11 protein-coding genes are annotated in these 12,744 nt (G+C 47.0%); 4 read left to right on the top strand and 7 right to left on the bottom strand.

The genetic code is table 11. The features are described from left to right. Positions 1 to 516: 516 nt before the first annotated feature. From lpdA to GX419_13105, 5 genes are all read right to left on the bottom strand, one after another. The gene (gene lpdA, locus GX419_13125; GenBank protein NLI25638.1) at positions 517 to 1,908 is read right to left on the bottom strand and encodes a dihydrolipoyl dehydrogenase; all 1,392 of its coding nucleotides are present in this window, start codon (positions 1,906 to 1,908) and stop codon (positions 517 to 519) included. Positions 1,909 to 1,939: 31 nt separating this feature from the next. Beyond that, positions 1,940 to 3,001 (bottom strand): arsenic efflux protein, encoded by a 1,062-nt coding sequence (locus tag GX419_13120; GenBank protein ID NLI25637.1) that lies wholly within the window; start codon positions 2,999 to 3,001, stop codon positions 1,940 to 1,942. 10 nt (positions 3,002 to 3,011) lie between these two features. Next, positions 3,012 to 3,890, bottom strand: coding sequence for an AhpC/TSA family protein (locus GX419_13115; GenBank protein NLI25636.1), 879 nt, complete (start codon positions 3,888 to 3,890; stop codon positions 3,012 to 3,014). A 226-nt stretch (positions 3,891 to 4,116) separates the two neighbouring features. Further along, complete coding sequence (gene meaB, locus GX419_13110; protein NLI25635.1) at positions 4,117 to 5,253, bottom strand: methylmalonyl Co-A mutase-associated GTPase MeaB; 1,137 nt, start codon at positions 5,251 to 5,253, stop codon at positions 4,117 to 4,119. After that, positions 5,226 to 6,311, bottom strand: a complete 1,086-nt coding sequence (locus GX419_13105; GenBank protein NLI25634.1) for a DUF1573 domain-containing protein — start codon at positions 6,309 to 6,311, stop codon at positions 5,226 to 5,228. The genes meaB and GX419_13105 overlap by 28 nt, the downstream gene beginning before the upstream one ends. A gap of 95 nt (positions 6,312 to 6,406) precedes the next feature. On the opposite strand from GX419_13105, the gene GX419_13100 reads away from it, so the two are divergent. Genes GX419_13100 through GX419_13090 form a run of 3 tightly spaced genes read left to right on the top strand, consistent with a single transcriptional unit; the run spans position 6,407 to position 11,271 of the window. Next, the gene (locus GX419_13100; GenBank protein ID NLI25633.1) at positions 6,407 to 9,694 is read left to right on the top strand and encodes a hypothetical protein; all 3,288 of its coding nucleotides are present in this window, start codon (positions 6,407 to 6,409) and stop codon (positions 9,692 to 9,694) included. 19 nt (positions 9,695 to 9,713) lie between these two features. Continuing rightward, the gene (locus tag GX419_13095) at positions 9,714 to 10,076 is read left to right on the top strand and encodes a sulfite exporter TauE/SafE family protein (protein ID NLI25632.1); all 363 of its coding nucleotides are present in this window, start codon (positions 9,714 to 9,716) and stop codon (positions 10,074 to 10,076) included. 7 nt (positions 10,077 to 10,083) lie between these two features. Beyond that, positions 10,084 to 11,271, top strand: a complete 1,188-nt coding sequence (locus GX419_13090) for an amidohydrolase (GenBank protein ID NLI25631.1) — start codon at positions 10,084 to 10,086, stop codon at positions 11,269 to 11,271. A 187-nt stretch (positions 11,272 to 11,458) separates the two neighbouring features. Here GX419_13090 and GX419_13085 read toward each other — a convergent pair whose 3' ends face one another. Together GX419_13085 and GX419_13080 are read right to left on the bottom strand one after the other, a co-directional pair. Further along, a complete protein-coding gene (locus tag GX419_13085) occupies positions 11,459 to 11,761 on the bottom strand; it encodes a nucleotidyltransferase domain-containing protein (protein ID NLI25630.1) in 303 nt (100 codons plus the stop codon). Next, positions 11,740 to 12,126 carry a HEPN domain-containing protein gene (locus GX419_13080; GenBank protein NLI25629.1) on the bottom strand — a complete coding sequence of 129 codons (387 nt, stop codon included), beginning with the start codon at positions 12,124 to 12,126 and terminating at the stop codon, positions 11,740 to 11,742. The genes GX419_13085 and GX419_13080 overlap by 22 nt, the downstream gene beginning before the upstream one ends. A 240-nt stretch (positions 12,127 to 12,366) precedes the next feature. Between GX419_13080 and GX419_13075 the strand changes: the two genes are divergently transcribed. Then, a partial coding sequence (locus GX419_13075; GenBank protein ID NLI25628.1) for a hypothetical protein occupies positions 12,367 to 12,744 on the top strand: 378 nt, incomplete at its 3' end.

The raw sequence follows: 12,744 nt of genomic DNA, 5'->3' as shown, positions 1-12,744 counted from the left end.
TGGGTTTAGAGTGCAGAGCATTTTTTAATTAGCGTAGAGCGTAAAGCGAATGGCAAAAGATCTTTCCATTTCCCCGTTAGGGGATGAAGGACAATAGAAACGGTGATCAAATCCAATCAAATTCCCCGTAGGGGATTAAGGAACGGTTTCTAAAGTTCCAGTGTTCCAGGGTTCCAATGTTCCAGAGTTCCAATGTTTCAAAGTTCCAGGGATTTCCGATTTTCGATTTCCCATTTCCCATTTCCCATTTCCTATTCATTTGTTCTGGTTTTCATAGCGTAATCAAGGACAGAAAATTGGGAATGGGAAATAGGAAATTCGCGGGGATTTGTGAGTTGTGATTTTAGATTTGAGATTTTTCGGTCCCGAGTAAACAATTGGGTAGAACGATAAGCGGAGAATAAACTAATGAACGCCATTTCTCTACACTTTACGCTTTACGCTCAATTTCAGGGTTTCAGAATAAAGCATATCCTTTACCCTAACTCAATTCATAGCTAAGGGCGAACGGCAAAATTACAAATGAATCACCTCTCCGTACGCTGCCGCAGCAGCCTCCATTATGGCTTCGCTCATGGTGGGGTGGGGGTGCACCGACTTAATGATTTCATGCCCCGTGGTTTCCAGTTTACGCGCCACCACCAATTCAGCAATCATTTCGGTTACATTGAGACCGATCAGGTGAGCACCGAGCAGTTCACCGTATTTTTCATCAAAAATCAGCTTGACGAATCCGTCTTTGTTGCCGGCAGCGCTTGCCTTACCCGATGCCGTATAAGGAAATTTCCCCACTTTGATACTGTAACCCGCTTCACGTGCCGCTTTTTCAGTAAGGCCCACGGAAGCAATTTCAGGCACGGTATAAGTACATGCAGGAACATTTTTATAATCCACCGGCTCAGGATGTTTCCCGGCAATGTTTTCCACACAGCATATTCCTTCAGCAGATGCAACGTGCGCCAGGGCAGGCCCGTGCACTATGTCGCCAATGGCGTATATCCCCGGCACATTGGTGCGGTAGTATTCGTCCACTTTTACCTTTCCGTTTTCAAGAGCTATACCCGTTTCTTCAATACCAATATTTTCCAGATTGGGAGTGATGCCAACCGCCGAAAGCACGATATCGGCCTTAACCTCTTCTGTGCCTTTGGGCGTTTTGATGGTTACATGGCACTGATTGTCCTTTACTTCGGCTTTTTCAACGGTTGAAGAAGTCATAACGGTTATGCCGGCCTTTTTGAACGACCGTTCGAGTTGTTTGGAAACTTCTTCGTCTTCGAGCGGCACAATAGTGGGCATGAATTCCACCAGGGTAACCTTTGTTCCCATGGTGGCATAGAACCAGGCAAATTCGCTTCCGATGGCTCCGGAACCTACCACTACCATCGATGAGGGAAGTTCGGGCAGGGTCATAGCTTCGCGGTAGCCGATGATCTTTTTCCCGTCCTGTTTCAGGTTGGGCAGTTCGCGCGACCTTGCCCCGGTGGCCAGAATAATGTGGTCGGCAGTGAAGGTTTCGCTGGTTCCGTCATTTTTGTTCACAGCAACAGATTTGCCGGGAGCAAGTTTGCCATGACCCTGAAGAACATCGATTTTGTTTTTCTTAAACAGGAACTGAATGCCTTTGCTCATGCCGTCGGCAACTGCCCTGCTGCGTTTCACAACAGCCGCAAAGTCGGGTTTGGCTTCACCCGTGATGCTAATGCCATAGTCTCCGGCATGTTTCATGTATTCAAACACCTGGGCGCTTTTCAGCAATGCTTTGGTCGGTATGCAACCCCAGTTGAGGCATACGCCCCCGAGTTCGGCTTTTTCCACAACAGCCGTTTTCATGCCCAGCTGGGCTGAACGGATAGCAGCAACATACCCTCCCGGGCCGCTGCCGATGATAATTACATCATAATGCATAGCAATGTATCATTTGAAGTTATACGTTAATTCAGAACCGTAACCATAAACCACATAAACCAACAATCAGGGCAGGAATTAGTTTAATACCCTTGGCCAGGAAAAAAGAACTGCGCGATTCGGCAAAAAGGGGCAGGGCTCCGTGTCCGTCCTGTACAATTGAATTGGCCAGCAGAATGCTGAACGGAATGGCACCCTGTGCGAAAAGGGTAATAAAGGCAATATGCGGCCCCGAAATGGGTATAATACCTATAGCTACCGCCATGAGCAGAAGAAGCAAATGGTTGGACTGCATCCACGACCGCAGTTCCCAGTTGCTCAGCAGAAGGCCTGTTACCAGCAGGGTACCGAAGGTCCAGAGAAACAACCTCAGGAAGTGTTTTTTGATTATGTGTTCCCACAGATGCTTTTCAAGAAAATGGTCGGAGACTATAATAACAATTCCTAATGCCGTGACGGAGGCAAGTAAAAAGGTTATCCGCATAAAATCCCAGGAGGGGTGTCCCTCTTCAACTGATCCCGGATGTTCGTTATGGGTAAGCACTCCGCTGATAATTCCGAAAATAAGGACCAGATGGGAGAAAATGAGGATGGCACGCGGGAAACTCATATTTTTCAATTGCTGAATAAGGCGGCTTATGTTCAGTTTCCCATCCAGGTCTTCTTTATGCTGATGCATTTCATGCATGAGAAGCCTTGAGTGCTCAATGCTTCTGAGCTTCACTCCTGAAAAAAGAAGCCCGAAAGCAAGGGCCAGAACCAGCAGGATCAGCGAAATCAAAAGGTACGTTTTGGGGATCAGGGCAATCATAATAAATGCCTCGTCGCCCACGGTAGCCAGCAAGGCCGCCAGCAAACCGCCAAAGCCTATAATACGGTGAAGATACAGGGAAACCACCGCATAAACTCCCACACACCCCGGGGTAAATCCCAGGAAGGCTGAAATACCGGTTTGCCGCAGGGAGGATTTCTTGACATATTCACCAAATCCCCCGCCTGAAAATACATTGAAATACTCGATCAGCAGCATCATCACCATGACGATGCCTGTAATCATGAGGGTTTCGATGATGATGTCCCTGAAAAACTCCATAGCCATGATGTTATTTCAGCAGTTCCTTCAGTTTCTGATAGAGGGCTTCTCCGGTAAGATTTTTTGCGATAATGATTCCTTCGGGGTTGAGAAGAAAATTGGCCGGGATACTGCGCACTCCATAAAGCCTTGCTGGTTCGCAGTCCCAGTATTTCAGATCCGAAACCTGTGTCCATTCCAGCTTGTCGTCCTCAATGGCTTTAACCCATCGTGCCGAGTCTCTGTCGAGCGAAACGCCCAGTATGTCAAATCCTTTTTTGTGAAAGGCCTGGTAGGCTTTTACTACATTGGGATTTTCCCTTCTGCAGGGTCCGCACCACGATGCCCAGAAGTCAATCAGCAGGTAGTGCCCCAATTGTGAAGAAAGGGAAACCAGGCGGCCGTCAGGGGTTTTAAGTGAAAAATCGGGTGCAGGCTGTCCTATGGCTACTTTGCGCAGGGTTTCTATCCGGTTGCGCAGGTTGGTAACGCAGGTCGACTGGCTGGCACGGGGGTCAAATACTGCAATGAAGGATTCCATTTCTTCGGGTTCCATTTCATACGACAGTTCCCTCCATACAATATAGGGGGCGATGGCAGAAGCGGCATGCCGGCGCACGTAATCGCGCTTGAATGCATTTACTTTACGGTCGAGTTCATCCAGACTGCTGATGACTTCGTTCAGAAGCTTCTTGTCGTTATTTTCCCTTGCATTCCGGTAGATGGCATAGAGCGAATCTTCCGTTTTGCCGAAGAGCAGGGTGAGAGTATCCTGATAGGCTTTCAGTTCCATGGTAACAGGTGAACCGTCAATCCGGGCATTTTTAATTTGTGATGCCGAAGCATCTATTTTGATGGTACCGGGTTCAAGAAACAGCCTCACCATCAGCGTGTCGTTAAAAACCAGCATGGCAAATTCGGGATATTCAACCGTTCCTTTGAAGAGAAAATTGCCTTTTTTGTCGGTTATGGCCGAATCGGCTACCGAAAAGCGTTCGTTTATTTCTTTTTTGAGATATACCCGGGTATTGGCCAACCCGTCCATTTTCCCCTTAATGGTGTAGGCGTTTTTATCGTTTTTGCATGCTGAGGCCAGAATAATCAGCACAAGAAAGAAGAATGCTTTTTTCATAAGGTTATTTTTTTTGATGATACGTTTCCATTAGATGACGGGCTGCAAAGTACGGAGTAATTTTGTTTTTTGCCACTTCAGCGGTATATTTCTGCAGCAGGGAAGCTACGCCGGGATGCCGGTAAAATTCTGACTGCAGCAGATCCAGGATGGTTTCCTGCAGCCAGTCAAGATTCTGTTCTCTTCGTTTGGTTTCAAAGTAGCCGTTGGCTTTGGTGAGGGTGATGTATTCGTTGATGGTATTCCACAGAACATCAATTCCTGCGTTGGTTTTGGCCGAGCAGGCCATTACGCGGGGTGTCCATTTCCCCGGGTGGGGAGGAAGAAGATGCATGGCGGAAGCGTAATCGCTCACAGCGCGTTCGGCTTTTCCGGCATTGTCGCCATCGGCTTTGTTCACCAGCACGGCATCGGCCAGTTCAACAACGCCGCGTTTCATGCCCTGAAGTTCGTCGCCGGCGCCGGGAATAAGCACAAGCAGAAAGAAGTCGGTCATTCCATGGACCATGGTTTCACTTTGTCCTACGCCCACCGTTTCGATGAAAATAACCGAATATCCGGCCGCTTCGCAGAGAATGACCGATTCCCTTGTTTTCCTTGCTACTCCGCCAAGGGTGCCGCCTGAAGGGGAAGGCCGGACAAATGCATACGGATTGGTCGAAAGAAGCTCCATTCTGGTTTTATCGCCAAGAATACTGCCGCCTGAACGGCTGCTGCTGGGATCAACTGCCAGAACAGCCAGTTTCTGCTCCGGTGAAGCAATCCGGTTGCCCAGTGCTTCAATTAATGTACTTTTCCCGGCCCCCGGAACGCCTGTGATTCCTATGCGTATGGATTTTCCCGCGTACGGAAGGCATTTTTCCACCAGCTGGGCTGCCATTTCCTGATGCCGCGGATGATGGCTTTCCACCAGGGTAATGGCCCGGCTGAGCATAGGAACATTTCCCTTCAGTATTCCTTCGGCCAGTTCATCCGGCGACCAGGTTTTCCGTTTTCTGTGGCGAATAAGTTTTCCCAGTTCAGGATTAACGGCCGGAGCATCACCTGTGCCTCCTTTTTCCTGAGCGGCGGAACCGTTGTCTTGTATAGGCTTCTCTTCCAATGAATGGCGGTTTATTTTTCTACCGTTCCCCTCAGCCATAAGGTGAGCTTGGGCGTCCTGGGGTCGTTGCTGATCACCATAACCAGCTTGTTCTGTGTTCCGTGATACCCGCGGGTGTCAAATACCGCTTTGATGGTGGTCGATTTTCCGGGTTTTACTATTTTGTCGCCGGGTACTGCCACCGTGCATCCGCAGGATGTCTGAACATCCCGGATGAGCAGGTCCCGTTTGCCTGTGTTTTTTATCACATAGCTGGCTTCAATTTTTGTTCCCTGTTTCACGGTTCCAAAGTCGAATGTTTCCTTTTCGGCTGAGATGACCGGTGCGGAAGCCATGTCGCTCTGGGAAAGCCGTGAAAAATCTTCCTTAATGTTGGCTGTTACAACAATCCGGTTCAGTGGCTCTGCTTTCCCGTTGATCAGCAATTGAAAACGGTCTGTAACAAAGCCCCAGGCATTTTTCAGTTCGGTTTCATAGGTGATGTCAATGGTGCCTGACTCGCCCGGTTTCAGTTGCGCCGGATTGGGCATAACCAACAGGTGTTTTGGTACATCGGAAAAAGAAATCTGAACAGTGGAGCTTCCGGTATTCATCACATAAAGGCTCTTACGGTCCTGGTCGCCGAAATTCAGATCGCCGAAGCTCACTGTATTGGAGCTCAACCGCAGATTGCCAATTTTAACCGGAAGCATGTTTTCGATTCCGGGTAGTTTACTTGTTACCTCGCCTGAGATGCGCAAAATAACCGGAGATTTTTCGGCGTTGGATACAATGGTGATGGTTTTTTCAAATTTTCCGGGCCGGTTTTTGGGGTCATAGGTGGCGCTCACAAAACCTTTTGCTCCGGGCAATACAGGTTCTTTCGACCACGAGGGTGCTGTGCATCCGCAGGAGGTTGTAACGTTGCTGATGATCAGAGGGGCTCCGCCCGTATTGGTGAATTCGAACCGGTAGGTAACCGGACCGCCTTCTTCGGTAATGGTCCCGAAATCGTGTGCATCGGTGTCAAACGACATAAAGGGCCGTCTTGACTGAGCCATAAGGCCTGCAACAAAACAGCCGGCAATAAGTAAGGCAAATAAAATCCTCCGCTTCATATCGCAAGGTTTTTTTAATCGTGTTTCTGCAAATTTAACCGAAGTTATTAATACAGCCCGAAAAAATTGACAGGAATATTTACCTTTACACTCCTATGAGCAGGCAAAAAGGTTTCATAGCAGGTCTGTTTTTTCTTCTCACGGCAATGAATGCCGGTGCCCAGTTTTACAACGGTCATCAGATGACCTTCGGGAAAAACCGGGTTCAGTATGCAGATTTTTTCTGGAACTTTTACCGGTTTGACCGGTACGACGTGTACTTCAATCAGTTTGGTACCGAGCTGGCACAATATACGGCAAAATATGCCGGCGAGCAGCTTCCTGCCATTGAAAGCTTCTTTGATTACACCGTTGATAAACGCCTGATATTTCTTGTTTACAACAAACTGGCCGATTTCCGGCAGGGCAACATTGGCCTGATAACCGGTAACGATGAACTTAATAATCTGGGCGGCGTAACCCGCATCATCAACAACAAGGTTTCATTGTACTTTGACGGAAACCACCGGCATTTTGATGAACAGATCAGAGGCGCCATAGCCGAAGTCATTCTTAATGAGATGCTTTACGGAAGCGACCTTCGCGAGAACATCACCAACACTACCCTCATTAACCTGCCCGAATGGTACCGGAGCGGACTTATTTCTTACCTGGGCCGTGAATGGAGCATTGAAATTGATAACATCGTCCGCGATGGGATTCTCAGCGGACGTTATAAACGATTTAACCGGCTTGAGGGAACCGATGCCCTTTATGCCGGACATTCGTTCTGGAAATTTATTGCCGACAGGTACGGTAAATCGGTGATCCCCAACATAGTTTATCTGACCCGCATCAACAAAAATGCCAGTACAGCTTTTCTGAATGTGCTCGGGTTTACGGTACGAGACCTTGCCCAGGAATGGCTTCTCTATTACCAGGATCAGTATTACGGTGCACAGGATGCTCCCGCTTTACCCGAAACAGGAAAAATTATCCGGCACCCGCGCAAAAAGCTGATATACTATCAGGTGAAAATCAATCCTGCCGCCGGATACATTGCCTGGGTTACCAATCTGAACGGAAGGTATAAAATCTGGCTTTATAACGAAAAAACAGGAAAGAAACGGTGTATTTTCCGGAAAGAACATCAGCTCGACCAGATCCAGGATTATTCCTATCCGGTGCTTGCCTGGAATCCTACCGGGCAGATTCTTTCCTTTTTTACGGAAGAAAAAGGCGGCATTCGTTTTTATCAGTACAATATTGCTACAAAAGAACTGATCAGCCGGAATTTTCTCTATTTTGAAAAAGTTCTTGATGTCGGATACTCGCCCGACGGTTTGAAGCTAGTTCTTTCAGCAATACAAAAAGGGAAATCAGATATCTACGTGCATACCCTTGCTTCGGCAACCAGCGAGCAAATTACCAACGATGTGGCCGATGATTTGCATCCCCGTTTTATTCAGGGCGGGAAACAAATCCTTTTCAGCAGTAACCGCTCGTCCGACAGTCTGACGGTAATGTCTGCCTGTGACCAGTGCACACGGGCAACATTTGATCTTTATCTGGCCCAATATCCGCCGGTTTCTGATGTGCTGACCAACCTGTCGGAAACGGCGTACACCGATAACCTCCAGCCTGCAGAACGAAGCCGTAATGAATTTCTTTACCTGAGCGATAAAAGCGGTATTTTCAACCGTTATCTCGGACGGTTCGATAGCACGATCAGTTTTGTCGATACCATCATTCATTACCGTTACTTCAGTAAAAGTGTACCTCTTACAAATTATTCCAGGGGTATCCTCGAACAGGATTATTCTCCCGGAACAGGTAATATTGCCGACCTGATTTTCAATAACGGCAGATTCAATATATTTAGTCATGAAACCGAAGTGCCGGGTTCTGTTCCTCCTCCTGTGCCGACACCTTACCGTACCAATCTCACCGCGCAGTTACGGAAAAACGACAGCATAGCCCGAATTCCCAAAACCTACATCCCTCTGCAAATGCTGGGTTCCACGGCAGGTTTGCCTAAATTGCTCGACTCTACTCTTAATACAACCAGGCAGGTTGATATTAACAACTATGTTTTTGAAGAGGAAAAAATCAATTACCTGAATGCCCAGCTGGCCAGGCAAAATATTGTAATAACGCGCGATTCGGCCAATGCCGGTTCCCTCTGGCCCCGGGTGCGCATCTACGAAACTTCGTTCTATACCAACTATATTGTAAACCAGATTGATTTTACCTTTCTTAATGCTTCCTATCAGGCCTTTACAGGAGGAGCCGTTTATTATAATCCGGGGTTCAATATGCTCTTCAAACTGGGCACAAATGACCTGTTTGAAGATTACAAAATTATCGGAGGGGTGCGTTTTGCCACCGACTTTGACAGCAATGAATACCTGCTGAGCTTCGAAAACCTGAAAAAACGGCTCGACAAGCAGGTTGTTTTTCACAGGCAGGTTTTCAAAAACTATCTCTACGATTATGATTATCTCATCAAAACCCAGACCCACCAGGTAATGTACATTCTCAGGTATCCGTTCAGTCAGGTTTTTGCGGTGAAAGGAACGGCCAGTTTCAGGCACGACCGAACGGTATTGCTGGCTACCGATGTCAGAAGCCTTGAATCTCCCAATTATGTCAGGTCATGGGCAGGGCTGAAAGGAGAAGTGATTTTTGACAATACCCGTAGCCTGGGGCTTAACCTTTACAGCGGTACGCGGTATAAGATTTTTGGCGAATACTACAAACAGATAAATGAGAAGAAAACAGACCTCTGGGTGCTGGGGGTGGATTTCAGGAATTACGTTCGGATCCACAGAAGCCTGATCTGGGCAACCCGCTTTGCTGCCAGCACTTCCTTTGGTCATGCCCGTCTCATCTATTATCTGGGTAGTGTGGATAACTGGATCAATATCTTTCCCGGCAAATACCCCACATTTGACCAGAGTGTAGCTGTCGACCCTAAAGTGAATTACGCCTACCAGACTCTGGCAACCGATATGCGCGGCTTCACGCAAAATATAAGGAACGGCAATAATTTTGCCCTCATCAACAATGAAATCCGTTTTCCTGTTTTCCGGTACATACTCAACAGGCCGCTTTCCTCTGCTTTCCTTAACAATTTTCAGATTGTGGGTTTTGCTGATGTAGGTTCGGCATGGACAGGGTTATCGCCTTATTCGGGAAAGAATGCTTACGACAAGCAGGTTATTGACCGGGGTACCTATAAGGTGATTATCCAGTCGAACCGCGACCCGATCGTTGCGGGATACGGATTTGGCCTCCGCACACAGGTTCTGGGGTATTTTATCCGTCTCGACTGGGCGCATGGTATCGAAAATAAGGTAATTTTACCCCGTATTTTCTATTTGTCACTCAATCTGGATTTTTAATAACCTGGCAAACATGGGAATAACTCAGATTCTGCTTCTTCTGCTGATCGGTCTTGTGGCCGGAATTGTTTCAGGAACCATGGGGGTGGGAGGAGCCATCATTATTGTACCGGCGCTTGTGCTGGTTATGGGCATGGGCCAGCACGAAGCACAGGGGACCAGCCTTTTTATTCTCACCCCTCCGGTCGTTCTTCTGGCAATGCTTGCCTATGCAAAACAGGGTTACGTTAACTATCGCTTCGGACTGATTGTGATGGTTGCCTTTTTTATCGGCGGCCTTCTCGGAGCAAAACTGGCTATCAGTCTTCCGGAACAGTTCCTGAAAAGGATATTCGGTATTCTGATTATTCTGGTAGGCCTTCGTCTTGTCTTTGGAAAATAAGCTTTTTATGTCGTTACGGGATTCTATTCATCAGCACAGCGAACAGCTTCTTGAGGAAATCATTGCCATCAGAAGGCATCTTCATCAGCATCCTGAATTGTCGTTTCAGGAGGTGAAAACGGCTGGTTATATCTGCTCCCTGCTGGATGCATGGGATATCCCCTACCGGAAAGGAATCGCAGGTACCGGAATTACTGCTTTTATAAGAGGTGCCCGGCCGGAGAAGAAACTTGTGGCCTTGCGGGCCGATATGGATGCACTGCCGATAGAGGAAAAAAACACTTTCTCTTTTGCATCCTCAAATCCAGGGGTGATGCATGCCTGCGGGCACGATGCCCATATGGCCGCCCTGCTCGGTTGTGCCCGTATACTGAAGGAAATGTCCGGCCAGTTTGAAGGGACCGTGCAGTTAATTTTCCAGCCGGGTGAGGAGAAACTTCCCGGGGGGGCATTGCGCATGATGGAAGAAGGGCTCTTCAGCGAACGGGAACCTGATCTGATTATCGCCCAGCACGTCGATCCGGAACTGGAAAGCGGTGTACTGGGTTTCCGCCCCGGTGCCTATATGGCATCAACCGACGAACTGTATTTTACCATAACCGGCAAAGGCGGCCATGCGGCCATGCCGCACAGAATAACTGATCCGGTGCTGATAACAGCACAGATTATTGTGGCACTCCAGCAGATCGTCAGCCGGAAAGGAAACCCTGCTGTACCCACCGTTCTTTCCATAGGAAAAGTCACTGCCGCGGGAGCTACCAATGTGATCCCTGATCAGGTGACAATGGAAGGTACGTTTCGCACCTTTGACGAGCCCTGGAGAGCCGGAGCCCACAGTCTCATCCGTTCAGTGAGTGAACATACCGCCCTGGCAGGAGGTGTTTCCTGCGAATGCACCATCCTTAAAGGCTATCCTGTGCTGGTCAACCATCCTGAATATACGGCATCGGCTATGGAAGCAGCTGTTCAGTATGCCGGTGAAAAAAACGTTGTGCCTCTTGACCTGAGGATGACATCCGAGGACTTTGCGTGGTACTCGCAGAAATACCCCGCTGTATTTTATCGTTTCGGTACCAAAACTCCCGGAGCGCCAGCCCAGGCGCTCCATACGGCAGGATTCTCCATTCATGAACCGGCCCTCGCACAAGCCATGGGAGCCATGGCCTATATTACTCTGTACATGCTGAATCAATAAGGATCCGAATCCTCCGATATTGCTTTGTTTTCGCTTTGATATCCATAAAACAGGGTGGCCTTAAAAAAGGAAAGCAAGCGAACTAATGCAATGCGGGCTGAATGGCAGAGTTGGAATCCGGCTCAGTCCCTCTGAAACAAAATAAAAGCAAGCTATTTAGGTTTGAGAATCTTCCAATGGATTGGGCTTATTCAATTTCAATCCCATTTTTTTTGATTTCATCCAAAAAACCAGACTTGTCGTTGTTTTTATCAATTAAAACAGGTTCAATCCGGTCATCAATTTGTCTTCTTAACTTCCAGAGCAATGGATTGACAAGAAAAAAGTCCTGTGAAACATGATTCACAACAACCGCCACGTCTATATCGCTATCTTCCCTGTTGGTTTCAGTTGCATAAGACCCAAACAGGTAAACTGATTCAAGGTCAAAATGCTGTTTAAGTAATAATTTATATTGCTTGACCTTTTTTATAGCTTCGCTTTTATCCATTGCTGCAGAGCTTTGGTTTTTTCAATTATATCAAGACATTTTTCGTAAGTAAGGCTTTTTAATAATCTTTCTTTATTTGAAGGATATCTTGCTTCAATATTCAAAGGCTCAATCCTGTCGATAAAATCTTTCTGGTCTTCGGAAAATTCATCATAAAAATCACCTTTTTTTGCCAAATAGGATAAACTGTGCGAAAATGGCGCTGTTTCTGATGTAAGGAAAGTATAGTATGCTTTGAATATTTTTTCTATGGTTTGATGACACAGGAAGCCGACATATAAGTACCTCCTGCTATTGAGCATGGCAATAGCTGTTTCAAGGTCATAATCCGAGAGTTCAAGCCAATATTTAACTCTATCATCCATTCAGGGAAGTAATCATACCCAAAATTAATGTTTTTTCTTCGATGGATAAAACCAAAGTTTTAATGCACCCTATAGGAGGATTACCTTTTCAAGCCGGATTGCATATCAGGAGAGTAAGCGAACTAATACGCAATGTTATGGTCTTTTTGGGGTCATCCGTGCTTCATCCTGCTGAAACGCATCAACGGGAACATTAATTTCAAATGATTTTTGTAACTTATACCAAAAAAATTACCTGTCATGAAAGCAATTGCAATCCCTCTGATGCTTTTGCTGCTTCTTTTTTCCTGCAAAAAAGAAGACAGTGAAGAAGCGGGTAATACCGCTACCTTCAGTGAAATCATGCTCATGGCAGCATCCGGGCAGAAGGCATATTACCAGCTTCAGCCGGTAAGTCTGCCATCTTACATTTACACGATGGATGACAGCATGGCCGCAAAAATCATTGCTATGGCCGATTTGCTGAATCAATCCATTCAGGTTTCCAGAAATCCTTCATTTGCCATCTCTTCCGGTATAAAAAAGGAAAAATTTTCAGTACGGGATGATTCGCCTGAGCAGGAAAAAGTGAAGTACACGGTGGAATGCTTTGATTTTCCTGCAATCCACTATCAATTT

Source organism: Bacteroidales bacterium, from assembly GCA_012517825.1.
Lineage (GTDB): Bacteria > Bacteroidota > Bacteroidia > Bacteroidales > JAAYUG01 > JAAYUG01.
Note: the sequence above shows the minus strand (reverse complement) of the source record. Positions and strands in the feature narration are given on the sequence as shown.